This window comes from Pseudomonas haemolytica (genome assembly GCF_009659625.1).
Classification (GTDB): domain Bacteria; phylum Pseudomonadota; class Gammaproteobacteria; order Pseudomonadales; family Pseudomonadaceae; genus Aquipseudomonas; species Aquipseudomonas haemolytica.
In genome coordinates, this window is record NZ_VOIW01000003.1 from 306037 (window position 1) to 328880 (window position 22844).

22 protein-coding genes and 1 pseudogene are annotated in these 22844 nt (G+C 60.6%); 13 read left to right on the plus strand and 10 right to left on the minus strand.

What is annotated here, in order from left to right; translation table 11 throughout:
- Nucleotides 1-7: 7 nt before the first annotated feature.
- From FRT59_RS11790 to coaBC, 3 genes and pseudogenes are all read right to left on the minus strand, one after another.
- Nucleotides 8-1411, minus strand: a pseudogene (locus FRT59_RS11790) (phosphomannomutase/phosphoglucomutase); the annotation flags it as partial.
- Between the two features lie 257 nt (nucleotides 1412-1668).
- Complete coding sequence (gene dut / locus FRT59_RS11795) at nucleotides 1669-2124, minus strand: dUTP diphosphatase (protein ID WP_003213270.1); 456 nt, start codon at nucleotides 2122-2124, stop codon at nucleotides 1669-1671.
- Nucleotides 2125-2129: 5 nt separating this feature from the next.
- Entirely contained in the window at nucleotides 2130-3338 is a 1209-nt protein-coding gene (gene coaBC / locus FRT59_RS11800; protein WP_043048060.1) for a bifunctional phosphopantothenoylcysteine decarboxylase/phosphopantothenate--cysteine ligase CoaBC, read from the minus strand.
- A gap of 143 nt (nucleotides 3339-3481) precedes the next feature.
- On the opposite strand from coaBC, the gene radC reads away from it, so the two are divergent.
- Nucleotides 3482-4156: a RadC family protein gene (gene radC / locus FRT59_RS11805; RefSeq protein ID WP_153871290.1), complete on the plus strand. Its 675-nt coding sequence runs from the start codon at nucleotides 3482-3484 to the stop codon at nucleotides 4154-4156.
- A gap of 72 nt (nucleotides 4157-4228) precedes the next feature.
- Here the strand turns inward: radC and FRT59_RS11810 are convergent, their stop codons facing one another.
- A complete protein-coding gene (locus FRT59_RS11810; protein ID WP_153837355.1) occupies nucleotides 4229-5821 on the minus strand; it encodes an ABC transporter substrate-binding protein in 1593 nt (530 codons plus the stop codon).
- A gap of 458 nt (nucleotides 5822-6279) precedes the next feature.
- Between FRT59_RS11810 and rpmB the strand changes: the two genes are divergently transcribed.
- Nucleotides 6280-6513 carry a 50S ribosomal protein L28 gene (gene rpmB / locus FRT59_RS11815; RefSeq protein WP_003176907.1) on the plus strand — a complete coding sequence of 78 codons (234 nt, stop codon included), beginning with the start codon at nucleotides 6280-6282 and terminating at the stop codon, nucleotides 6511-6513.
- An 11-nt stretch (nucleotides 6514-6524) separates the two neighbouring features.
- Entirely contained in the window at nucleotides 6525-6680 is a 156-nt protein-coding gene (gene rpmG / locus FRT59_RS11820; RefSeq protein ID WP_003176906.1) for a 50S ribosomal protein L33, read from the plus strand.
- Nucleotides 6681-6751: 71 nt separating this feature from the next.
- Here rpmG and FRT59_RS11825 read toward each other — a convergent pair whose 3' ends face one another.
- Nucleotides 6752-7114: a cupin domain-containing protein gene (locus FRT59_RS11825; RefSeq protein ID WP_153871291.1), complete on the minus strand. Its 363-nt coding sequence runs from the start codon at nucleotides 7112-7114 to the stop codon at nucleotides 6752-6754.
- A 229-nt stretch (nucleotides 7115-7343) separates the two neighbouring features.
- Here FRT59_RS11825 and FRT59_RS11830 point away from each other — a divergent pair, with 229 nt between their 5' ends.
- Both FRT59_RS11830 and FRT59_RS11835 read left to right on the plus strand, forming a co-directional pair.
- Entirely contained in the window at nucleotides 7344-8837 is a 1494-nt protein-coding gene (locus FRT59_RS11830) for an aldehyde dehydrogenase (protein WP_034116412.1), read from the plus strand.
- Nucleotides 8838-8986: 149 nt separating this feature from the next.
- A complete protein-coding gene (locus FRT59_RS11835; RefSeq protein ID WP_034116411.1) occupies nucleotides 8987-10129 on the plus strand; it encodes an MFS transporter in 1143 nt (380 codons plus the stop codon).
- A gap of 34 nt (nucleotides 10130-10163) precedes the next feature.
- Here the strand turns inward: FRT59_RS11835 and FRT59_RS11840 are convergent, their stop codons facing one another.
- Together FRT59_RS11840 and FRT59_RS11845 are read right to left on the minus strand one after the other, a co-directional pair.
- Complete coding sequence (locus tag FRT59_RS11840) at nucleotides 10164-11732, minus strand: phospholipase D family protein (protein WP_153871292.1); 1569 nt, start codon at nucleotides 11730-11732, stop codon at nucleotides 10164-10166.
- Between the two features lie 62 nt (nucleotides 11733-11794).
- On the minus strand, nucleotides 11795-13219 hold the full coding sequence (locus tag FRT59_RS11845) for an aminotransferase-like domain-containing protein (RefSeq protein WP_034116409.1): 1425 nt from the start codon (nucleotides 13217-13219) through the stop codon (nucleotides 11795-11797).
- Between the two features lie 165 nt (nucleotides 13220-13384).
- Between FRT59_RS11845 and FRT59_RS11850 the strand changes: the two genes are divergently transcribed.
- Nucleotides 13385-13609, plus strand: a complete 225-nt coding sequence (locus tag FRT59_RS11850) for a DUF1127 domain-containing protein (RefSeq protein WP_034116408.1) — start codon at nucleotides 13385-13387, stop codon at nucleotides 13607-13609.
- Here the strand turns inward: FRT59_RS11850 and FRT59_RS11855 are convergent, their stop codons facing one another.
- A complete protein-coding gene (locus FRT59_RS11855) occupies nucleotides 13610-14902 on the minus strand; it encodes an NAD(P)/FAD-dependent oxidoreductase (protein WP_034116407.1) in 1293 nt (430 codons plus the stop codon).
- Nucleotides 14903-15017: 115 nt separating this feature from the next.
- Between FRT59_RS11855 and FRT59_RS11860 the strand changes: the two genes are divergently transcribed.
- Nucleotides 15018-15371 (plus strand): YkgJ family cysteine cluster protein, encoded by a 354-nt coding sequence (locus FRT59_RS11860; protein WP_017135860.1) that lies wholly within the window; start codon nucleotides 15018-15020, stop codon nucleotides 15369-15371.
- Nucleotides 15372-15386: 15 nt separating this feature from the next.
- Here the strand turns inward: FRT59_RS11860 and FRT59_RS11865 are convergent, their stop codons facing one another.
- Nucleotides 15387-15875 (minus strand): Lrp/AsnC ligand binding domain-containing protein, encoded by a 489-nt coding sequence (locus tag FRT59_RS11865; RefSeq protein WP_003176896.1) that lies wholly within the window; start codon nucleotides 15873-15875, stop codon nucleotides 15387-15389.
- 156 nt (nucleotides 15876-16031) lie between these two features.
- Between FRT59_RS11865 and dadA the strand changes: the two genes are divergently transcribed.
- From dadA to FRT59_RS11895, 6 genes are all read left to right on the plus strand, one after another.
- The gene (gene dadA / locus FRT59_RS11870) at nucleotides 16032-17333 is read left to right on the plus strand and encodes a D-amino acid dehydrogenase (RefSeq protein ID WP_034116405.1); all 1302 of its coding nucleotides are present in this window, start codon (nucleotides 16032-16034) and stop codon (nucleotides 17331-17333) included.
- Entirely contained in the window at nucleotides 17305-17658 is a 354-nt protein-coding gene (locus FRT59_RS11875) for a RidA family protein (protein ID WP_034116404.1), read from the plus strand. Before dadA ends, FRT59_RS11875 begins: the two co-directional genes overlap by 29 nt.
- A 79-nt stretch (nucleotides 17659-17737) precedes the next feature.
- Complete coding sequence (gene alr / locus FRT59_RS11880; protein ID WP_153871293.1) at nucleotides 17738-18811, plus strand: alanine racemase; 1074 nt, start codon at nucleotides 17738-17740, stop codon at nucleotides 18809-18811.
- A gap of 116 nt (nucleotides 18812-18927) precedes the next feature.
- Entirely contained in the window at nucleotides 18928-19476 is a 549-nt protein-coding gene (locus tag FRT59_RS11885; RefSeq protein WP_003176893.1) for a cupin domain-containing protein, read from the plus strand.
- A 181-nt stretch (nucleotides 19477-19657) separates the two neighbouring features.
- Nucleotides 19658-20068: a c-type cytochrome gene (locus FRT59_RS11890; protein WP_153871459.1), complete on the plus strand. Its 411-nt coding sequence runs from the start codon at nucleotides 19658-19660 to the stop codon at nucleotides 20066-20068.
- 137 nt (nucleotides 20069-20205) lie between these two features.
- The gene (locus FRT59_RS11895; protein ID WP_153871294.1) at nucleotides 20206-22128 is read left to right on the plus strand and encodes an acetyl-CoA hydrolase/transferase C-terminal domain-containing protein; all 1923 of its coding nucleotides are present in this window, start codon (nucleotides 20206-20208) and stop codon (nucleotides 22126-22128) included.
- A gap of 121 nt (nucleotides 22129-22249) precedes the next feature.
- On the opposite strand, the gene FRT59_RS11900 is transcribed toward FRT59_RS11895, so the two are convergent.
- Nucleotides 22250-22822, minus strand: a complete 573-nt coding sequence (locus FRT59_RS11900) for a xanthine phosphoribosyltransferase (RefSeq protein ID WP_003195447.1) — start codon at nucleotides 22820-22822, stop codon at nucleotides 22250-22252.
- Nucleotides 22823-22844 lie beyond the last annotated feature (22 nt).

The following is a 22844-nucleotide window of genomic DNA, read 5'->3' on the forward strand; positions in this document are numbered from 1 at the left end:
CAAAAAATCAGAACGGTAATTGGAGATCAGGGGCAACACGTTTCAACTGGGCGTGGAACACGTCCTTGATGCGCTGCAGCTCAGCCTCGGTATCCGCCTCGAAACGCAGGACCAGCACCGGCGTGGTGTTGGACGCGCGTACCAGGCCCCAGCCTTTGGCGTAATCGACTCGCACACCATCAATGGTGGTCAGGTTGGCGCCTTCACCCCATTGCGCATCATGCAGTGCGTCAATGATGCTGAATTTGCTCTCCTCGGTCACATGGATATTGATCTCTGGCGTAGAAATATCATTGGGGAAGGTCTGAAACAGCTCTTCTGCCGTAGATTTTTCCTTGCTGAGGATCTCCAGCAGACGAGCGGCGCTGTAAATACCGTCGTCAAACCCGAACCAGCGCTCCTTGAAGAATACGTGGCCGCTCATTTCACCGGCCAACAGCGCGCCGGTTTCCTTCATTTTCTTTTTGATCAACGAGTGACCGGTCTTCCACATTAGCGGACGGCCGCCATATTCCTTGATCAGCGGCGTGAGGCGGCGGGTGCACTTCACATCGAAGATGATCTCGGCGTTGGCATTTCGCGCCACCACATCACGGGCAAACAGCATCAGCAGGCGGTCAGGGAATACGATCTCGCCGGTTTCGGTCACCACGCCCACGCGGTCGCCATCGCCATCGAAGGCCAGGCCCACGTCGGCGCCCACTTCCTTGACCTTGGCGATCAGGTCAACCAGGTTTTCTGGCTTGCCTGGATCCGGGTGATGGTTAGGGAAATTGCCGTCGACGTCGCAGAACAACGGGATCACTTCGCAATTCAGCGCTTCGAGCAACTGCGGGGCGATCACGCCGGCCGCACCGTTGCCGCAGTCCACCACGACTTTCATGCGGCGTGCGAGCTTGACGTCACGGGTGATTTCATCGGAGTAGCGCTGCAGGATGTCGACTTTGGTGATGCTGCCGGTGCCGCTGGTCAGGTCGTTGGTCTTCAGGCGGGTATGCAGGGCCTGGATCTGCTCATTGGCCAGGGTATCGCCGGCAATGACAATCTTGAAGCCGTTGTAGTCCGACGGGTTGTGGCTGCCGGTGAGCATCACCCCGGATTTGCCGGCCAGTACGTTGGCGGCGTAGTAAAGCGCGGGTGTCGGCACCAGGCCGACGTCGCTGACGTGGCAACCGCTGTCGGCCAGGCCCTGGATCAGTTGTTCGACCAGCTCGGGGCCGGACAAGCGGCCGTCACGGCCTACCGAGACGTTGGGCTCGCCCTGGGCCAGGCTCTGGGAGCCGATGGCGCGGCCGATCCAGTAGGCAGTTTCGGCGGTCAGGGTCTTGGGTACCACGCCACGAATGTCATAGGCGCGAAAGATGCTGTCGGGGAAGGTCGGGGCTACGCGGGCTGCGGTACTCATCGCGGGGGGAACTCCATCTGAAAGGGGCAGGGCTGGCCTGAATGTGGCTGGCCGGCAGGCTCAAACTGAAGGGTATGACGGCGTTTTCGGCAGAGAGTTCGTGGTGTAAAAGTGCCATCGGGGTCTGATATTCACCCGTATGCTCGCGTAATACATTGATTTAGCTTATAAAATTTCGCTTGTGAGATCCGCGCATTCTTCATCCTGAAACGCCAGGCGGTGGCATCGGGCCGGACGAGCGCGTCCGGCCTGATTCAGCTTAGTCAGTGGCTGCCGGAATGCCCGAAACCGCCTGCGCCGCGCTGGGTTTCGTCGAACTCTTCTACGAGTTCGAAGTGCGCCTGTACCACGGGCACCAGTACCAGTTGGGCGATGCGCTCGCCGACTGCGATGTTGAACGCGGTCTGGCCACGGTTCCAGCACGACACCATCAACTCGCCCTGGTAGTCGGAGTCGATCAGGCCCACCAGGTTGCCCAGCACGATGCCGTGTTTGTGGCCCAGGCCGGAGCGCGGCAGGATCAACGCCGCCAGGCCTGGGTCGCCGACATAGATCGACAGGCCGGTGGGGATCAGGATTGTCTGGCCCGGCTCAAGGACGGTGTCTTGCTTGAGCATGGCGCGCAGGTCCAGACCGGCGGAGCCTGGAGTGGCGTAGGCCGGCAGGGGGAATTCGTTGCCGATGCGGGGGTCGAGGATCTTGGCTTGCAAAGCGTGCATGGAAATTAAACCTGGTTCAGCCGTTGGGCGATAAAAGAGATCAGTTGGCGGGCAATCTTGCCCTTGCTGGTCTGGGCGAAAAGGGTGGCGTGCAGCTCGCGGTCGATCACGCTGCACGCATTTTCCTCACTGTTGAAGCCGATGCTTGGATTGGCGACATCATTGGCAACGATCAGGTCGAGATTTTTGTCTTTCAGTTTGCGTGCGGCGTAGTCCAGCAGGTGCTCGGTCTCGGCGGCGAAGCCGACACTGAACGGGCGATCCGGACGGGTGGCGATGGTGGCCAGGATGTCCGGGTTGCGCACCATTTGCAGGAGCAGGCCGTCACCGCTTGTAGGGTCTTTCTTGAGCTTCTGCGGGGCCACGACTTCCGGGCGGTAATCTGCAACCGCGGCGGAGGCGATGAACAGGTCGCAGGGAATGGCCGCTTCACAGGCTGCAAGCATGTCCCGGGCGCTGACTACGTCGATTCGCGTGACACGATCAGGGGTCGGTAAATGCACCGGGCCGGTGATCAGGGTGACCCGTGCGCCTGCCTCGACCGCAGCTTCTGCCAACGCAAAGCCCATTTTTCCTGAGCTATGGTTGGTGATGTAGCGCACCGGATCGATGTTTTCCTGGGTTGGGCCGGCGGTGATCAGCACGTGCTTGCCGGTCAGGGCCAGGTGCTGGAAGCACTCGGCGGCGCATTGCGCCAGGTCGGTGGCTTCGAGCATGCGGCCCATGCCGACGTCGCCGCAGGCCTGGCTGCCGGACGCCGGGCCGAACACCTTGAGGCCGCGGCTTTGCAGGAGTTGGGTATTGGCTTGGGTGGCGGGGTCGCGCCACATTGCCTGGTTCATGGCCGGGGCGATGGCGACGGTGGCGTCGGTGGCCAGTACGAGGGTGGTCAGCAGGTCATCGGCGATGCCTTGGGCCAGGCGGGCGATCAGGTCGGCAGTGGCCGGGGCGATCAGTACGAGGTCGGCCCACTTGGCCAGCTCGATATGGCCCATGGCGGCTTCCGCCGCCGGGTCCAGGAGGTCCAGGTGAACCGGGTGGCCGGACAGGGCCTGCATGGTCAGCGGAGTGATGAACTCGCTGCCGCCACGGGTCATGACCACGCGCACTTCGGCGCCCTGGTCCAGGAGCCTGCGAACCAACTCTGCGCTCTTGTAGGCGGCAATGCCGCCGCCGACGCCGAGAACGATGCGTTTCCGATACAGACGCTGCATTGGTTTGCCTTTCCAGTTCAGTGATGCCAGTTCAGTGACGCCTGCGATGACCCCTCCCCAGGTGAAATCGCACGCAAAAAAGAGGGCCTACGATAACACAGCGCCCGCCGGGCAACAGTGGAGCAGGTACATGCGGAGGTGGGATGAGTATTCGTGATTGGCCCGTGGCGGAGCGCCCACGGGAGAAACTGTTGGAAGGCGGCGCGGCGAGCCTGTCCGATGCCGAGTTGTTGGCGATCTTTCTGCGCACTGGAGTTGCTGGTCGAAGTGCGGTCGATCTGGCGCGCCATCTTTTGGCGCAATTTGGTGGCCTGCGCCCATTGTTGGAGGCCAGTCAGGCGCTGTTCAGCCAGCACCTGGGGTTGGGGCCGGCGAAGTTTGCCCAATTGCAGGCGGTGCTGGAAATGTCCCGGCGCCACATGGCCGAGCGCTTGCGCGATGATTCGGTGCTGGAGAGCCCGCTGGCCGTGCGCGAGTACCTCAAGGCGCTGCTGCGCCATGAACCCCATGAGATCTTTGGCTGCCTGTTCCTTGATTCAAAACATCGGGTGCTGGGGTTCGAGGCAATGTTCCAGGGCACCATCGACACTGCAATTGTCTATCCGCGACAAGTGGTGAAGCGTGCCTTGGCGTACAACGCGGCGGCGTTGATCCTGTGTCACAACCATCCGTCCGGGAGTGTGGAACCCAGTGCCGCTGATCGAAAATTGACCAAGTTGCTGCAAAAGGCGTTGGAGGTGGTGGACGTGCGGGTGCTGGATCACATTATCGTGGGGGATGGTGACCCGTTGTCGATGGCGGAATACGGGTGGATGTAGAAAAACGGCAGCCGCAAGTTTCAAACTGCAAGCCTCAAGCGGGCTTGCAGCTTGCAGCTTGCAGCTTGCAGCTTAGGGTTTGACGCTGACTTTCGAATAATCCTGGCGCCCAAACGGGCTCACTCGGTAGCCCTCGATATTCTTGCGGGTCAAGGCAAACGCCGTCGGATGCGCCAGTGGCAACCACAGCGCCTGCTGCTGGATCTGCGCCTGGGCCTGTTGGTACAGCTTGCTGCGCACCCCTTGCTCGCTGGTGGTCTTGCCGGCGCTGATCAGTCTGTCCAGCGTAGGGTCGCAATAGCGGGCGAAGTTGGTACCGGACTTCACCGCAGCACAAGAGAACTGCGGGGTCAGGAAGTTATCCGGGTCGCCGTTGTCGCCGGCCCAGCCCATGAACAGCAAGTCGTGCTCGCCGGCCTTGGCGCGGCGAATCAACTCGCCCCATTCGATCACGCGAATGTCGGCCTGGATGCCGACCTTGGCCAGGTCGGCCTGCAACAACTGGGCGCCGAGGTTCGGGTTGGGGTTCAGCAGGCTGCCGGTAGGGCGAGTCCATATCGTGGTCTTGAAGCCGTCCTTGAGCCCCGCACGGTCCAGCAGCGCCTTGGCTTTAGCGAGGTCCTGTGGATAACCTGGCAAATTATTGGCATAGCTCCAGGTGTTCGGTGGGTAAACACCATTGGCTGCGTCGGCGGTGCCTTCGAACACGGCCTTGAGGTAACTGCCCTTGTCGAAAGCCAGGTTGATCGCCTGGCGCACCTCGGGCTTGTCCAGCGGTGGGTGCTGGCTGTTGATAGCGACGAATGCGGTCATGAAGGCGGCAGTTTTTTCTACCTTCAATGCTGGGTCTTTTTCGGCCTCGCCTACATCCAGAGGCTTGGGTGACAGGGCGATCTGGCATTCATCGCGATGGAGTTTCTGCAGGCGTACGTTGGCGTCCGGGGTGATAGCGAAGATCAAGTTATCCACCGCCGGTTTGCCGGCGAAGTAATCCGGGTTGGCCTTGTAGCGCACCACGGCATCTTTCTGGAAACGCACGAAAACGAACGGGCCGGTGCCGATTGGCTGGCTGTTGAGCTTTTCGGGGGTGCCGGCCTTGAGCAGTTTGTCGGCATATTCAGCCGGGTAGATCGAGGCAAAGCCCATGCTCAGCGCCGGGAGGAAGGTGGAGTCGGCGTGGTCGAGGGTGAACCGCACCGTCAACGGGTCAAGGGCGTCGATCTTCTTGACCAGTGCTGGCAGTTGCAGGGATTGGGCGTGTGGGAAGCCGCTTTGGGCGATCTTGTGCCACGGATTGGCCGGGTCAAGCATGCGCTCGAAGCTGAATCGCACGTCTTCGGCGGTCAGCGTTCGGCTTGGGTTGAAATAGTCGGTACGGTGGAATTTCACGCCCGGGTGCAACTTGAAGGTGTAGGTCAGGCCATCGGGTGAAACTTCCCAGCTGTCTGCCAGGCTCGGTACCAACTTGCCGCTGGCCGCGTCAAAGTCCACCAGGCGGTTCATCAGCACGTCCGATGAGGCGTTGGTGGTGGTCAGCGAGTTGTACTGCACCACATCGAACCCTTCGGGGCTGGCCTCGGTGCAGACACTCAAGTTGGTGGCCGCAACGGCCATCGGTGCGATAAAGAGAGGGGCAAGCAATAGCGGTAGGGCAGCGAGGCGCATATTCGGTTTCCTGTGCAGATCGAAGGCCCATCTGCGAGTGCAGTCTGGAAAAAGCCTACCGTAGAGGTCTGGTTGATAAATGACTAGCCCATTTTTGCCTGTGCTTTTGGCGCAAATGCTGTTTTGATGGCGCCTCAGCGCGTTTCGCCGTGCACTTCCCCGTGCCTGCGGACGCTGTAAATCATTCTGTGCGACGAGCGGTCGGCTATTGCAGCGGCCCCTCCTGGCAACGGTTCGGGCGTCTGTCGCCAAGATTTACGGTGGTAAAAACACACGGGCTGTTGTTGCACTGGGGTCTTTCTGGTATAAAGCAGCGCTCTTTTCTAGGGGCCCGGTTCCTTCGCTTGTAGGTGTAGCCGGTAAGACCCTAAAGAAACGCGGCGCCTGGCGCCAAATGACTGAGAGATTAAGCGGCCAACCCATGCCGGGTTGGGCATGTGGTTTTAGAGGGCTGAGGCATGTCGAGAGTCTGTCAAGTTACCGGTAAGGGTCCGGTGACTGGGAATAACATTTCCCACGCAAATAACAAAACCCGTCGTCGTTTCCTGCCGAACCTGCAGCATCACCGCTTCTGGGTTGAAGAAGAGAAACGTTTTGTTCGCCTGCGTGTATCTGCCAAAGGCATGCGTATCATCGACAAGCGCGGCATCACTGTCGTGCTGGCCGAAATCCGCGCCGCTGGCAAGATCTAAGGAGCTCTATCATGCGTGAATTGATTCGAATGATCTCTAGCGCCGGTACTGGTCACTTCTACACTACCGACAAGAACAAGCGTACTACCCCGGACAAGCTCGAAAAGAAAATGTTCGACCCGCGCGTTCGCAAGCACGTGATCTACAAAGAAGGCAAAATCAAGTAATTGATTTTCTTCCTTGTGAAAAAAAGCCCGTATCTCACGATGCGGGCTTTTTTTTGCCTGGAGTTTGCTGATCAGGCTTTCTGTTCAAACACCACATAGATCTTGCGGCAGGGCTCCAGTACTTCCCAGGTACCGCTGAAGCCGGCCGGGATCACGAAGCGGTCGCCGGCACGCAAGGTCTTGGCGTTGCCCTCGACGTCACGCAGTACGGAAACGCCCTGCACAATCTCACAGTACTCATGCTCGGTGTAGTTGACCTTCCACTGCCCGACCTCGCCTTCCCACACCCCGGCACTCATCTGGCCACATGGGCTGTTGTAGTGGTTGTAGATCGTTTGTTCGGGATCGCCCTTGAGGACTTTTTCGGCGGCAGGGCGGTAGCGCTCGGGGGCCGTGTTGGCTTGGCTGAAATCGACGATATCCTGGATGCTCATGTGCGTGTCCCGTCTGGCCTGCGGTTGGAGAGGCCAAAGTCTATGTTTATTAAAATGAACATCGCAAGGGCGTTTACCGCCGTTATGTCAAATATATTGAAACACCCCCAGCCGCTGGTTTAGGGTGGCAGCTGCCTTGGGCCGAACAGCAGGCTGGCCGGGCAAGAATTCGTGAAGGCGCCGGGATACCCCCCCGGGCCCTTGTATTCAATAAGAGGAGGACACTCGCATGACCACCCTGACCCGTGCCGACTGGGAACAACGCGCCAAGGATCTGAAGATCGAAGGCCGTGCCTATATCAATGGCGAATACACCGCCGCCGTTTCCGGTGACACCTTCGAATGCATCAGCCCGGTGGATGGTCGCTTGCTGGCTACCGTCGCCAGCTGTGACGCCAGCGACGCCCAGCGCGCCGTGGAAAACGCCCGCGCCACCTTCAACTCTGGTGTCTGGTCGCGCCTGGCGCCGGCCAAGCGCAAATCCGTGATGATCCGTTTCGCCGCACTGCTCAAGGCCAATGCCGAAGAGCTGGCGCTGCTCGAAACCCTGGACATGGGCAAGCCCATCAGCGATTCCCTGAACATCGACGTTCCCGGCGCGGCGAATGCCCTGAGCTGGAGTGGCGAGGCCATCGACAAGATCTACGACGAAGTCGCTGCTACTCCGCACGATCAGTTGGGCCTGGTGACCCGCGAGCCGGTCGGCGTAGTCGGCGCCATCGTGCCGTGGAACTTCCCGTTGATGATGGCCTGCTGGAAGCTCGGCCCGGCGCTGTCCACCGGTAACTCGGTGATCCTCAAGCCGTCCGAAAAATCCCCGCTGACCGCCATCCGTATCGCCGCGCTGGCGGTTGAGGCCGGCATTCCAAAAGGCGTGTTCAACGTATTGCCTGGTTATGGCCACACCGTAGGCAACGCTCTGGCGGTGCATATGGACGTCGACACCCTGGTATTCACCGGTTCTACCAAGATCGCCAAGCAACTGTTGATCCGTTCCGGCGAATCGAACATGAAGCGCGTCTGGCTGGAGGCGGGCGGCAAGAGCCCGAACATCGTGTTTGCCGATGCGCCAGACCTGCAAGCGGCCGCCGAATCTGCCGCTGGCGCCATTGCCTTCAACCAGGGCGAAGTCTGCACCGCGGGTTCGCGCCTGCTGGTAGAGCGTTCGATCAAGGACACCTTCCTGCCGCTGGTAATCGAGGCCCTCAAGGGGTGGAAGCCGGGCAACCCGCTGGACCCTGCTACTACCGTAGGTGCACTGGTGGATACGCAGCAGATGAACACCGTGCTCTCGTACATCGAGGCCGGCCACGCCGACGGCGCCAAGCTGGTCGCAGGCGGCAAGCGCACCTTGGAAGAAACTGGCGGCACCTACGTCGAGCCGACGATTTTCGACGGTGTGACCAATGCCATGAAGATCGCCCAGGAAGAAATCTTTGGCCCGGTCCTGTCGGTGATTACTTTCGACAGCGCCGAAGAAGCCGTTGCCATCGCCAACGACACCCAATACGGCCTGGCCGCGGCGGTGTGGACGGCGGATATCTCCAAGGCGCACCTGACCGCCAAGGCCCTGCGTGCCGGCAGCGTGTGGGTTAACCAGTACGACGGCGGCGACATGACTGCGCCGTTTGGCGGTTTCAAGCAGTCGGGTAATGGCCGCGACAAGTCGCTGCATGCGTTCGACAAGTACACCGAGCTGAAGGCGACCTGGATCAAGCTCTAAGTATCACCGCAGGCCAAATGTGGGAGCGGGCTTGCTCCCGATAGCGGTAGACCAGTCACCACATGCGGTGGCTGATACCAAGCTATCGGGAGCAAGCCCCCTCCCACACTGTTTTGTGTGCACACTTAATTATCCACAGGAGCGTGGCAATGCGTTGGGCGACTTATTTCGCCGTCCTGGCCTCGGTACTCAGCGTTGGCCTGGCCTTGGGTGTCAGCATGCCGTTGGTATCCCTGCGTCTTGAGAGCTGGGGCTATGGCAGTTTCGCCATTGGCGTGATGGCGGCGATGCCAGCGTTCGGTGTGTTGCTGGGGGCCAAGGTCTCCAGCCGAATGGCGTCCTGGCTTGGCACCGCCAACCTGATGCGCCTGTGCCTGTGGGCCGGGGCGGTGTCCATCGGCTTGCTGGCGATCCTGCCCAGCTACCCGGTGTGGCTGGTGCTGCGGCTGATGATCGGGGTGATCCTGACCATCGTATTTATCCTCGGCGAAAGCTGGATCAACCAATTGGTGGTAGAGCAATGGCGTGGCCGCCTGGTGGCGTTGTATGGCTGCACCTATGCCTTGAGCCAGTTGTCGGGGCCATTGTTACTGGGCTTGATTGGCACAGACCATGATTACGGTATCTGGGTGGGCGTGGGCCTTTTGTTGGTGGCACCGCTGCTGTTGCTGGGGCGTTCCGGGGCCCCGACCGCTGATTCGTTCAGCGTCACCTTCAGCGAGCTGTGGCGGTTCTGCCTGAGCCTGCCTGCGATTGCCTGGGCGGTGGCTTTATTCGCTGCGTTCGAAGCGATGATTCTGACGCTGTTGCCGGTGTATTGCCTGCAACAGGGCTTCACTGCCGAGATCGCCTTGGCGATGGTCAGCACGGTGGTGGTGGGCGATGCATTGCTGCAATTGCCGATCGGCGCCTTGGCCGACTATCTGCCGCGACGCACGCTGTTCCTGGGCTGTGCGCTGCTGTTGCTGGCGTCCAGCCTGGCGGTTCCAGTGTTGATGCACACGCTGCTGATCTGGCCGGTGTGGGTGCTGTTCGGTGCCAGTGCCGGTGGGTTGTTCACCTTGTCGCTGATTTTGATCGGCGAGCGCTACCGCGACGATGCGTTGGTGCGTGCCAATGCTCATGTGGCGCAGTTGTGGGGCATTGGTTGTCTGATCGGGCCGTTGGTGGCCGGTGCGGGCAGCCAGTGGATCAGTGGGCATGCACTGCCATTGCTGATGGCCGCGGGTGCGTTGGGGTTGGTGGTGTTGTTGTTGCGCCAAGGTGCGTTTGGCGCAGCGCAGCCTGCCTGACCTGAAATGCTCCCACATCGGATCTACGCCGTTTTTAGAGCATGCGTTCCAAGCCAACTGAAGTGGCGAACCAGGCATTGAACCGTCGCCACCAACTGCCGGGCTCACGGGTCAGGGTGTGCAATTGCCCATTGTCTTCGGTCACCCACACCACCTGGCCATCCTGCAGCTTCGCCTCATAGCTCAATGCCGGCGACATGCCTTCCAGTGCCAGGTTACGTACGTGCTCTGCCAGTTCAGGGCTGTCCACCAGCACGCCGACTTCGGTGTTCCACAGCACTGAACGCGGGTCAAAATTGAACGAGCCGATAAACGACTTCTCGCGATCAAAGATCATCGCCTTGCTGTGCAGGCTGGAGTCCGAGCCGTGGAAGCCGCCTCGACGGAACAGGTGCTGCCCGCTGCCTGCGCTAGGGTCGCCCGGCTGTCGGCGCAGTTCGTAGAGTTTCACCCCATGCTCCAGCAACGCCTTGCGATATGGCGCGTAGCCGCCGTGTACGGCCGGCACATCGGTGGCCTCGAGGGAATTGGTCAACAGGCTCACCGATACGCCCGCATCGGCGCGCCCCGTGAGATAAACCAGCCCGGGCTGCCCCGGTACGAAGTACGCTGAAATCATGATCAGCTCATGGCTCACCGCTTTCAGCTCTGGCGCCAGTTGGGTGGTGAGCAACAATTGCGGGTCGGGGTCAGCCTTGGCCAGCACCTTGCTCGGTGCATCCCATAGCGCCTGGTTCCAGGCCCAGATCAACTCGCGGCGCCAGATGTCCATGCGGGGCCGGGTCTGGTAAGTGCGCAGGCGGTTATACAAGGCATGGTTCTGCTGGCGCGATTCGGCCAGCGAGGCTTCCAGGCGTGCGCGAGCGACGGCGAGGTCGATTCTAGAGGGCTTGTTCGAGACGAAGTCATCGATCGGTTTGCTCAGGGCGCTGTTCCAGTATTGGTCGAAGCTATGGCCCAATTGCTCGGCGACCGGCCCGACGCTGAGCATGTCGATATCGGTGAAGTTCAGGTTGGGTTCGGCGTCGAAGTACTCATCCCCGAGGTTGCGTCCTCCAACGATGGCTGCGCTGTTATCCGCCAGCCACAGTTTGTTATGCATACGCCGGTGTTGCAGCGACAGGTTGAACACCCGTCCCATGGCCCGCGTAACGCCCGTGCTGCGCCCCAGGTGCAGGGGGTTGAACAGGCGTATTTCGATCTTGGGGTGGGCGGCGAGGGTGGCGATGATCTGGTCGAGGCCATCGCTGGTGGTGTCGTCCAGCAGGATACGCACGCGCACGCCGCGGTCGGCGGCCTTGAGCAGTTCATCCACGAGCATGCGCGTGCTGATGCCGTCGTGCACGATGTAGTACTGCAGGTCGAGGCTGGTCTGGGCGTTGCGAATCAACTCGGCACGCGCCATGAAGGCTTCGCTGCTGTTAGGCAGCAGGCGGAAGCCCGAGCGCCCCTGGTACGGCGCCGCCTGGGCCTGGATCGAGCGGCCGAACGACGAGTCCTTCGCCGGCAGGGCATCGCTGGGGATGCGCGGCGTAACGACCGTAGCGCAGCCGCCCAGGGCCAAGGCGCCCAATAGGAGAAACGGTAAAAGCCGTCGAATCATCAAGGAAACTGCTTCCAGGTCAGGGCGGTTGTCGGCATATGACGGCAATTGAGCGGGAAAGGTCAGTCCGCCGTTTCGGCCAGCATTTTGCTCGCGGCGGCGCCGACCTTGCGCACGGCCTCTTCAATCTGTGGCGTTGGCTTGGCAGCGTAGTTCATGCGCAAGCAATTGCGGTACTTGCCAGAGGCAGAAAAGATACTTCCTACTGCTACCTGTACGCCTTGTTCCACCAGTACACGATTGAGCTTCAAGGTGTCGAAGCCCTCCGGCAGTTCTATCCACAGCATGAAGCTGCCCTGGGGTCGACTGGCGCGCGTGCCAGCCGGGAAGTAACGGCTGACCCAATCGAGCATCAAGTCGCGATTACGCTGGTATTGCGTACGCATCCTGCGCAAGTGCGGCTCGAAATGGCCGCCTTTGAGAAATTCGGCAATCGCGATCTGCGGCTGGGTGGCCGTAGAGCCGGTGCTGATGTATTTCATGTGCAGCACCCGGTCCAGGTATCGCCCCGGTGCGACCCAGCCAATGCGCAGGCCCGGTGCCAGGGTTTTCGAGAACGAGCTGCACAGCAGCACGCGGCCATCTTCGTCGAAGGATTTGATCGTACGCGGGCGGGGGTAGCTGTAGGCCAGTTCGCCATATACATCGTCTTCGATAATCGCCACGTCAAAGCGTTGGGCCAGGGTCAGCAGTGCGCGTTTACGCGCCTCCGGCATGATGTAGCCCAGCGGGTTGTTGCAGTTTGGAGTGAGCTGGATGATTTTGATCGGCCACTGTTCCAGCGCCAGTTCCAGTGCGTCGAGGCTGATACCGGTGAGCGGGTCGGTGGGGATTTCCAGGGCTTTCATGCCCAGGCCCTTGAGGGTCTGCATGGCGCCGTGGAAGCTGGGCGAATCCACCGCGACAATATCCCCGGGCTCGCAAATCGCGTGGATGCTGGCGGACAGCGCCTCGTGGCAACCGGTGGTGATCACGATGTCTTCGGCGCTCAGTTGGCAGCCGGAGTCCAATGACAGGCGCGCGATCTGCTCGCGCAGTTCCATACAGCCGAGGATATTGTCGTAATACAGCCCCGGTAGATCCTGGCGCCGGCTCACCCGCGCCAGGCTGCGTAACAGCGGCTTGAGGGTGGGCGACAATACATCTGGCATGCCACGGCCCATCTGTATGACGTCCTTGCGCGGCACCGCACGAATCAGCTCAAGCACCTGGTCCCACTGAGAGATTTCCACGGGGCGCTGCGCTGGGCGACCCACCTCGGGCAGCGCCGGCAGCTCGCGGCCGACTGGCACAAAGTAACCAGACTTGGGTTTGGGCGTCGCCAGGCCATTGTCTTCGAGCAACCGATAGGCTTGTTGCACGGTGCTCAGGCTGACCCCATGTTCAACACTCAAGGCCCGCACCGAGGGCAGTCGATCACCGGGGCGGTAGAAACCCTGTTCAATACGGGTGCCAAGCAATTCGGCGAGGTTGACGTAGAGGGTCATGACGGTCGCTCCTGGAGACCAGTACAGATAGGGGGAAAATACAGGATTCAGCCGTGCATAGGCAGTATCTGTATGGATTTAATAAAGGTAGGTTGAATCTGTAATGGTTTTGGCCGCAGGCGCATTCTGGTCACTCGAGGCAACACGCCAATGAGGGGCAGTAAAATGAACGGTATGAGCGATGTGCGGCTGGCGTTACACAGTCAGGAACTGGAAGCGGGGCAGGAGCGAGCAATGACTGCGCCGACCAATAGCCGCTGGGGGTTGTTCTGGCATCGTCGTCATACACGCAAGGCCCTGCTGGACCTGACCTGTGAACAATTGCGCGACGTAGGGCTTACAGCTGAACAGGCGCGTCATGAAGGGTTGAAACCCTTTTGGCGCGACTGATCAGACCAGTTCCTTGAGGCGGTGCCAGAGCATCCCGAGGGCCAGCAGCGGTGAGCGCAGGTGTTTGCCGCCGGGGAAGGTGATATGCGGCACTTGGGCGAACAGGTCGAAGCGCCCCTGCTGCTCGCCGCTGATGGCTTCGGCCAATAGCTTGCCCGCCAGGTGGGTGGCGTTGAGGCCGTGGCCGGCGTAGGCCTGGGCGTAATATACGTTGGGTTGATCCGCCAGGCGGCCAATCTGCGGCAACCGGTTGGCGCCGATGCCGATCATGCCGCCCCATTGGTAGTCGATCTTCACATCGGCCAATTGTGGGAACACCTGCAACATCTTCGGCCGCATGTAGGCGCCAATGTCCTTTGGGTCACGACCGGAATAGTGACAGGCGCCGCCGAACAACAGGCGGCGGTCAGCGGATAGGCGGAAGTAGTCCACCGTCACGCGCTGGTCACACACGGCCATGTTTTGCGGCAACAGGTTGGCGGCTTGCGCCTCGCTCAAGGGCTCGGTGGCGATGATGTAGCTGCCGGCGGGCAGCACCTTGCCGCTCAGTTGCGGGTTGAGCCCGTTCAGGTAGGCGTTGCAGGCCAGCACCAGGGTCTTGGCGCGCACGGTGCCTTGAGCGGTGTGCGCCTTGACCTCGGGGCCGTAGTCGATGCGGGTCACTTGCGATTGTTCGTACAGCTTCACGCCTAATTGCTGTGCGACGCCGGCCTCACCCAGCGCCAGGTTCAGCGGGTGCAGGTGGCCTGAACCCATGTCGATCATGCCGCCTACATAGCGGTCTGAACCGATCACGCTGCCCATCTCGCTGGCTTGCAGCAGGCGCACCTCATGGCGGTAGCCCAGGCCGTGCAGTTCTTCGGCGTCTTCCGCCAAGCCTTGCAGGTCGCGGGGTTTGTTGGCCAGGTCGCAGTAACCCCAGGTCAGGTCGCAGGGAATTTGAAAACGCTCCACGCGTTCCCGCACGATCTCCACGGCTTCCAGACCCATCAGCTTCATCTGGCGTACACCGTCGCTGCCGATCACATTGGCGAACTGATCCAGCCCGTGACCTACGCCGCGAATCAACTGGCCGCCATTACGCCCGCTGGCGCCCCAGCCGATCTTGTGCGCCTCCAGCAACACCACGCTGAAGCCGCGCTCGGCCAGTTCCAACGCGGTGTTGAGCCCGGAAAAACCGCCGCCAATCACGCACACATCGGCACTCACATCGCCGGTCAACGACGGGTAATCCGGTTGCGGCACGCTGCTGGCGGCGTAGTAGGAAGCGGTGTGCCGGGCGCTGGTGGTCATCGTGGGCATCCCTGTTTGGAAAATTTGACGCAGGATACAGCGGTCGGACGACGCTGTCTGCGCGGGGCGTTTTGCGTCAGAATCCACGCCTATTCACCGTTCGGTACGTGTTTCGATGAGTTGCAACAGTCAGAAAATCAGTGCGCTGCGTCGACAGATTCCTTCGTTCGAGTGCGTCCCCGGTTGCCACGACTGCTGTGGGCCGGTGACTACTTCGCCCGAGGAAATGTCGCGCCTGCCCCGCAAGACCGCCGCCGAGCAGGAGGCGGCGATGGATGAGCTGAACTGCGTACACCTGGGGCCCAATGGTTGCACGGTGTATGACGAGCGGCCGCTGATCTGTCGCCTGTTCGGCACCACCAAGACCTTGCCGTGCCCCAATGGCCGGCGACCGGTGGAGCTCATTCATCCTCGGGTGGAAAAGCAGATCCATGAGTACATGGCGAGCACCCGGCAGGTACTGGTCTGACCGTGTTTGTGCCAGTTAATCCGGGATCGGCAGATTCAGGCTCTCCTTCACCTCCTCCATCACGATGTAGCTCTTGGACTCGCGCACATGGGGCAGCTTGAGCAAAATATCGCCAAGCAATTTGCGGTACGAGGCCATTTCGGAAATCCGCGCCTTCACCAGGTAGTCGAAGTCCCCTGACACCAGGTGGCACTCCAGCACATGGGGCAGCTTGAGCACGGCGCGACGAAACTCTTCAAAGGTATCGCCAGACTTGTAATCGAGGCTGATCTCGACAAATACCAGCAAACTTCCCTTCAAATGCTGAGGGTTGAGCCGGGCGTTGTAGCCCATGATGATTCCCTCGCGCTCCAGGCGTCGCACGCGCTCGGTACAGGGTGTGGTGGACAGCCCGACCTTTTCCCCCAACTCCGTGAACGAAATACGCCCATCGGTTTGCAGGATGCGCAGGATATTGCGGTCGATCTTGTCCAGCTCCCGCTTGGTCTGGGTGTTGGTACGCATAGGGGATACGCCTCTGTGAAAAGGGTTTTTGCCGAGAATTGTCGCCAAATATAGGCATTTATATAGTGAAATGCACTGGTGATTGCTTTTTATACTGCGCCCATCATTGCTCGAATAACACACGTCAGCGGCGAAGCCCGTGATGAGGATATAAAAATGCGCGTTCTGGTCTTGGGTAGCGGCGTCATTGGGGTGACCAGTGCCTACTATTTGGCTCGGGCCGGCTTCGATGTCGTTGTGGTCGACCGTCAGCCCGCCGCTGCCATGGAAACCAGTTTCGCCAACGCCGGCCAGGTGTCCCCTGGCTACGCTTCGCCATGGGCCGCGCCGGGCGTGCCACTCAAAGCCATCAAGTGGCTGCTGCAACGCCACGCGCCGCTGGCGATCAAGGCCACTGCCGATATTGATCAATACCTGTGGATGGCCCAGATGCTGCGCAACTGCACGGCCAGCCGCTATGCGGTGAACAAGGAGCGCATGGTGCGCCTGTCCGAGTACAGCCGCGACTGCCTCGACGAGTTGCGCGCCGAGACCGGTATTGCCTACGAAGGCCGCAGCCTCGGTACGACCCAGCTGTTCCGCACCCAGGCTCAGCTCGACGGTGCCGCCAAGGACATCGCCGTGCTGAAGGAGTCCGGTGTGCCGTTCGAACTGCTCGACCGCGCCGGCATTGCCCGCGTTGAGCCGGCCCTGGCCAGCGTCACCGATATCCTCGCCGGTGCCCTGCGTCTGCCCAATGACCAGACTGGCGACTGCCAGATGTTCACCACGCGCCTGGCCGAGATGTGCACGCAGCTGGGTGTGGAATTCCGTTTTGAACAAGACATTCAGCGCCTCGATTACGCGGGCGATCGCATCAATGGTGTGTTGATCGACGGCAAGCTGGAAACCGCCGACCGCTACGTGCTGGCCCTCGGCAGCTACTCGCCGAAGTTGCTCAAGCCACTGGGGATCAAGGCACCGGTGTACCCGCTCAAGGGTTACTCGCTGACTGTGCCGATCACCAACCCGGCCATGGCGCCGACTTCGACCATTCTCGACGAGACCTACAAGGTCGCGATCACCCGTTTCGACAACCGCATTCGCGTGGGTGGCATGGCTGAAATAGCCGGTTTTGACCTGTCGCTGAACCCACGTCGACGCGAAACCCTGGAGATGATCGTCAACGACCTTTATCCTCAGGGCGGTGATTTGACCCAAGCCAGTTTCTGGACCGGCCTGCGTCCGACCACACCCGACGGCACGCCGATTGTCGGTGCCACGCCATTCAAGAACCTGTTCCTGAATACCGGCCACGGCACGCTCGGTTGGACCATGGCCTGTGGTTCCGGTCGCTTGCTGGCCGACCTGATGGCGAAGAAAACCCCGCAGATCAGCGCCGCAGGCCTCGATATTTCCCGTTATGGCAACCACCAGGAGTCCGCAAAACATGTCAATCCAGCGCCAGCTCACCAATGAGCGCATGAGCCAGATCGTTGTCCACAGCGGTACCGTGTATCTGGCAGGGCAAGTCGGCGACGACATGAGTGCCGGGATTGAACAGCAGACCCGTGAAACCCTGGCCAATATCGAGCGTTTGCTCGACCTGGCGGGTACCGACAAGACCAAGTTGCTGTCGGTGACCATCTACCTGAAGGACATCGACGCCGACTTTGCCGGCATGAACGCGGTATGGGACAAGTGGTTGCCCAAGGGCGTCGCCCCGGCCCGTGCTACGGTTGAAGCCAAACTGTGCGAACCAGAAATCCTGGTCGAGCTTTCAGTCGTGGCAGCACTGCCTTAATAACGATCCCTCTCCCGGCGCCGACGCTGTTGGTCGGCACCGGTTTTTTCTTTACCTTGCTGCCTAGAAGCCTGCCGCCATGCGTCCAGCCCGTGCCCTGATCGACCTCCAAGCCCTGCGTCATAACTACCAATTGGCCCGTGAAGTCACGGGGGCCAAGGCTCTCGCCGTGGTCAAGGCGGATGCCTACGGCCATGGTGCCGTGCGTGTGGCCCAGGCGCTGGAGGCCGAGGCCGACGGGTTTGCCGTAGCGTGCATCGAGGAAGCGCTGGAGCTGCGTGCTGCTGGCATTAGTGCGCCGGTGCTGCTGCTGGAAGGCTTTTTCGAAGCCGACGAGCTGCCGCTGATCATCGAGCATGATTTGTGGTGCGTGGTGCATTCGCTGTGGCAGTTGGACGCCATCGAACAGGCCCGCCTGAGCAAGCCTTTGACGGTATGGCTCAAGTTGGACTCGGGCATGCACCGCGTCGGCCTGCATCCCAAGGATTACCACGAGGCGTATCAGCGCCTGCTGGCCAGCGGCAAAGTGGCCAAGATCGTGTTGATGAGCCACTTCGCCCGCGCCGATGAACTCGATTGCGTGCGCAGTGATGAGCAAGTCGCGGTATTCGAGGCGGCGCGAAAGGGCCTGGCCGCCGAGGTCAGCCTGCGCAACTCGCCGTCAGTGCTGGGTTGGCCTGCGATGTCCAGCGACTGGGTGCGTCCGGGCATCATGCTGTACGGTGCCACGCCATTTGGTGAAGAACAGGCCTTGGCCGCACGTTTGCAGCCGGTGATGACCCTGGAATCGAAAGTCATCTGCGTGCGCGAACTGCCGGCCGGCGAACCCGTGGGCTATGGCGCCAAGTTCGTCACGTCCAAGCCGATGCGCATCGGCGTGGTTGCAATGGGCTATGCCGACGGCTACCCGCGCCACGCGCCCACCGGCACGCCGGTACTGGTGGCAGGCCAGCGCAGCCAGTTGCTGGGGCGTGTGTCGATGGACATGCTCTGTGTCGACCTCACCGACGTGCCTCAGGCGGGCCTCGGCTCCACGGTGGAGCTGTGGGGCAAGAATATCCTTGCCAGCGACGTTGCCGTGGCCGCTGAGACCATTCCCTACCAGATCTTCTGCAATCTGCGCAGAGTGCCGCGGCTCTATTGCGGCGCTTAGCCGTCGGCAACGAACCGAGCAGGCCGGGATTTAGGCCCAAGTGTTGTAAATACTGAACGCTGTCGCCATGATAACGCTCAATTACAACAAAGCCTGAATCCTAGGAGGCTCCTGCATTGGACGTCGGCGAACGACTGCAATCCATCCGTAAACTCAAAGGTCTTTCCCAGCGTGAGCTCGCCAAGCGTGCGGGCGTCACCAACAGCACCATTTCGATGATCGAGAAAAACAGCGTCAGCCCCTCGATCAGCTCCTTGCGCAAGGTGCTGGGCGGTATCCCCATGTCCATGGTCGAGTTCTTTTCCGAGGAGATCCTCCAGGAAATACCGACGCAGATCGTCTATAAAGCCAATGAGCTGATCGACATCTCTGACGGTGCCGTCACCATGAAACTGGTGGGTCGAGCGCACCCGAGCCGGGCCATCGCTTTTCTCAACGAAATCTACCCACCGGGTGCCGATACGGGCGAAGAGATGCTCACTCATGAAGGCGAAGAAACCGGGATCCTGGTGGAAGGTCGCCTGGAATTGGTGGTCGGTCTCGAAACTTTTGTGCTCGAAGCTGGCGATAGCTACTACTTTGAAAGCACCAAGCCTCATCGTTTTCGCAACCCGTTCGACGTGCCGGCGCGACTAATCAGCGCAGCCACACCTGCGAACTTTTAAGAACAGAGGCGCCCTGCCAGCGTTGCAGAGGCTCCCGTAGCTGTATCCGTGCAGCCGAATCTCCCTTTATTTAATAGGGTTGTTTCGGCCGGACGGGCTAACCGTTATACTTTCGCCGCCTGCGAAACCGTGGCCGCAGGCGTGAATAGCCACCATTGAGGGTGAACGCGTGAACCTAATTATGAAAATGCTGGCTGCACCAGCAACCGTACTGGCCCTATGGGCTGTCAGCGCTCAAGCTGCGACCAACGATGACATTGCCAAGCGCCTGGAGCCTGTGGGCCAGGTGTGCGTCCAGGGCCAGGAATGCAAGGGCATGGAAGTGGCTGTGGCTGCTGGTGGCGGAGGCGCGAAGACGCCAGACGAAGTCATTGCCAAGCATTGCAATGCTTGCCACGGCACTGGGTTGTTGGGTGCGCCTAAGATTGGCGACACCGCCGCGTGGAAAGAGCGCGCCGATCATCAAGGTGGCCTCGATGGCATCCTGGCGAAAGCGATCACGGGTATCAATGCCATGCCGCCGAAGGGCACCTGTGCCGATTGCTCGGATGACGACCTGAAGGCCGCTATCAAGAAGATGTCCGGCTTGTAATCAGCGAACTTCGTCAAAAATGCCGCTTACGAGCGGCTTTTTTGTGCCCACGATTTATGTTTCGAGGCTGGTCATTGCAGCAAAGACCCGGCAAGCTCGGTCCAACTCCAATTCATGGAATGTTCGGGAGCAGTCGGATGGTGCAGTTGTGTTCAATCGAGCAAGCAGTTGACGACGTACTGGCGCGGTTGCCGGCGCATATCCACATGGGTATGCCGCTTGGCCTGGGTAAGCCCAATCTGTTTGCCAATGCGCTATACCGGCGCATTGCCAAGTTGCCGGAGCGGGCGTTGACGATCTACACCGCGCTGGCCCTGGGCCGCCCAACCATGGGCGATGGCTTGCAGAAACGCTTCCTTGAACCCTTCATCGAGCGGGTGTTTGGCGACTACCCAGAGCTGGATTTCCTCGCCGACCTGCACAAGGACAGCCTGCCGAAGAATATCCAGGTGCAGCAGTTTTTCATGCAGCCCGGTAGCCTGCTCCACAGCGCTCAAGCGCAGCAGGATTACGTCAGCAGCAACTACAGCCATGCCGCCCGTGACATCAACGCCGCCGGGTTGAACCTGGTGGCGCAACTGGTTGCCAGCAGCGCCGAGCATCCCGACCGCCTGAGCCTGAGCTGCAACCCGGATATCACCCTCGACCTGCTACCGATGATCGCCAAGCGCCGCGAAGCCGGGGAAACCATCCTCATTGTCGGCCAGGTCCATAGCGATTTGCCCTACATGCCCGGCGACGCCGAATTGGGCATGGACGCATTCGATTACCTCATCGACGAAAAGGACAGCACCACGCTGTTCTCCACGCCGAACATGCCGGTGGGTTTCCAGGATCACTTTATCGGTTTGCACGCCAGCACCCTGGTGCGTGACGGCGGCACCTTGCAGATCGGCATCGGCTCCATGGGCGATGCGCTGACCGCGGCTTTGCTGGCGCGCCAGGCCGATAACGAAGCCTACCGGCTGTTGCTGACGGACTTGGATGTGTATCAGTGGGCGCCATTGATCAGCCGTGAGGGCGGTGTCGAACCTTTCGCCCGTGGTCTTTACGGTTGCAGCGAGATGTTCGTCAACGGCCTGTTGGTGCTGGCGGATGCCGGGATTGTGCGGCGCAAGGTCTACCCGGATGTGGCGACCCAGGCGCAGGCCAACGCAGGCACCCTGGACGATGCGGCGCAACCCGATGGCGTGTCGATCCATGGCGGCTTCTTTCTAGGGCCGCGAAGTTTTTACCAGCGCTTACAGGAAATGACCCACGCCAAGCGCCTCGAATTCAACATGACCGGCATCAGCTATATCAACGAGCTGTTCGGCCAGGAAGAGCTCAAGCGTTTACAGCGCCTGGATGCGCGGTTTATCAACAGCGCGATCATGGTGACGTTGCTCGGCGCTGGCGTGGCCGACCAGTTGGAAGATGGCCGTGTGCTCAGCGGTGTGGGCGGGCAATACAATTTTGTGGCCCAGGGGCATGCGCTGGAAGGTGCGCGCTCAGTCCTGATCCTGCGCAGCTGGCGCGAGGCAGGGGGGGAGGTCAGCTCCAATATCGTCTGGGAGTACGGCCACTGCACCATTCCCCGGCATCTGCGGGACATTGTCATTACCGAATACGGCATTGCCGATTTGCGTGGTCAGACGGATGCCAAGGTGATCGAAGCGTTGCTGAATATCACCGACTCACGGTTCCAGGAGGAATTGATCGAGCAGGCGCAAAAGGCTGGCAAGCTGCCCAAGGATTTCCAGCTGGCCCCACGCTTTGCCGACAATACGCCGGAGCGTCTCAAGGGGATTCAGGCGCGTCATCGCCAGTTGTTTCCGGAATACCCGCTGGGCAGTGATTTCACGGATGAGGAGCGGGATTTGTTGCGGGCGCTGAACTGGCTCAAGAGCAAATTCAAGCTGACGGAGATTCTGGAGCTGGGCAAGGCGGCGCTGGATGCACCGGAGCCGGAGGCGTTTCCCGAGCACCTTAAGCGGATGCAGCTGGATCGCCCGGAGGGGGTCAAGGAAGACTTGTACCAGCGCCTGCTACTTGCGGGCCTACAGGCCACCGCGCACTAATAAACACCATAAGGCAAATGTGGGAGGGGGCTTGCCCCCGATAGCAGTGGGTCAGTCAATATATTTTGTGACTGATACACCGCAATCGGGGGCAAGCCCCCTCCCACATTTTGAATTGTGTTTACTCGATGAAGGTCACGACACCACCCGCCAACGACTTCACCCGCGCCAGCGACTCAACCCGATAACCCTGCGCATCCAGCTCCGCACGCCCACCCTGGAACGACTTCTCGATCACAATGCCCAAGCCGGCCACGGTTGCGCCGGCCTGCTTGATGATCGAGATCAGCGCCTGGGACGCCTTGCCGTTGGCCAAAAAGTCATCGATAACCAGCACGCGGTCGCTGCTGGTCAGGTGGCGCGGGGAGATGGCCACGGTGCTTTCGGTTTTCTTTGTGAAGGAGTACACGGTTGCCGACAGCAGGTTTTCTGTCAGGGTCAACGACTGCTGCTTGCGAGCAAAGATCACCGGCACGCCCAGGTTCAGCCCGGTCATGATCGCCGGGGCGATGCCCGAGGCTTCGATGGTGACGATCTTGGTGATCCCCGAGTCCTTGAACAGCGCAGCGAATTCGTCGCCGATCAGTTTCATCAGCGCCGGGTCGATCTGGTGGTTCAGAAAGGCATCGACCTTGAGAACCTGATCGGAAAGCACGATGCCTTCTTCGCGAATTTTCTTGTGCAGTGCTTCCACGGAAAGCTTCCTCTGATGGCGC

Coding starts and splice junctions, on each gene's coding strand:
- FRT59_RS11895 (WP_153871294.1), top strand. CDS start 20,206: ATGGTGCAGTTGTGTTCAATCGAGCAAGCAGTTGACGACGTACTGGCG.
- radC (WP_153871290.1), top strand. CDS start 3,482: ATGAGTATTCGTGATTGGCCCGTGGCGGAGCGCCCACGGGAGAAACTG.
- dut (WP_003213270.1), bottom strand. CDS start 2,124: ATGCACGCTTTGCAAGCCAAGATCCTCGACCCCCGCATCGGCAACGAA.
- FRT59_RS11835 (WP_034116411.1), top strand. CDS start 8,987: ATGCGTTGGGCGACTTATTTCGCCGTCCTGGCCTCGGTACTCAGCGTT.
- FRT59_RS11855 (WP_034116407.1), bottom strand. CDS start 14,902: ATGACCACCAGCGCCCGGCACACCGCTTCCTACTACGCCGCCAGCAGC.
- rpmB (WP_003176907.1), top strand. CDS start 6,280: ATGTCGAGAGTCTGTCAAGTTACCGGTAAGGGTCCGGTGACTGGGAAT.
- FRT59_RS11865 (WP_003176896.1), bottom strand. CDS start 15,875: ATGCGTACCAACACCCAGACCAAGCGGGAGCTGGACAAGATCGACCGC.
- FRT59_RS11840 (WP_153871292.1), bottom strand. CDS start 11,732: ATGATTCGACGGCTTTTACCGTTTCTCCTATTGGGCGCCTTGGCCCTG.
- FRT59_RS11850 (WP_034116408.1), top strand. CDS start 13,385: ATGAACGGTATGAGCGATGTGCGGCTGGCGTTACACAGTCAGGAACTG.
- dadA (WP_034116405.1), top strand. CDS start 16,032: ATGCGCGTTCTGGTCTTGGGTAGCGGCGTCATTGGGGTGACCAGTGCC.
- FRT59_RS11875 (WP_034116404.1), top strand. CDS start 17,305: ATGTCAATCCAGCGCCAGCTCACCAATGAGCGCATGAGCCAGATCGTT.
- FRT59_RS11845 (WP_034116409.1), bottom strand. CDS start 13,219: ATGACCCTCTACGTCAACCTCGCCGAATTGCTTGGCACCCGTATTGAA.
- FRT59_RS11810 (WP_153837355.1), bottom strand. CDS start 5,821: ATGCGCCTCGCTGCCCTACCGCTATTGCTTGCCCCTCTCTTTATCGCA.
- FRT59_RS11830 (WP_034116412.1), top strand. CDS start 7,344: ATGACCACCCTGACCCGTGCCGACTGGGAACAACGCGCCAAGGATCTG.
- coaBC (WP_043048060.1), bottom strand. CDS start 3,338: ATGCAGCGTCTGTATCGGAAACGCATCGTTCTCGGCGTCGGCGGCGGC.
- rpmG (WP_003176906.1), top strand. CDS start 6,525: ATGCGTGAATTGATTCGAATGATCTCTAGCGCCGGTACTGGTCACTTC.
- alr (WP_153871293.1), top strand. CDS start 17,738: ATGCGTCCAGCCCGTGCCCTGATCGACCTCCAAGCCCTGCGTCATAAC.
- FRT59_RS11890 (WP_153871459.1), top strand. CDS start 19,658: ATGAAAATGCTGGCTGCACCAGCAACCGTACTGGCCCTATGGGCTGTC.
- FRT59_RS11860 (WP_017135860.1), top strand. CDS start 15,018: ATGAGTTGCAACAGTCAGAAAATCAGTGCGCTGCGTCGACAGATTCCT.
- FRT59_RS11825 (WP_153871291.1), bottom strand. CDS start 7,114: ATGAGCATCCAGGATATCGTCGATTTCAGCCAAGCCAACACGGCCCCC.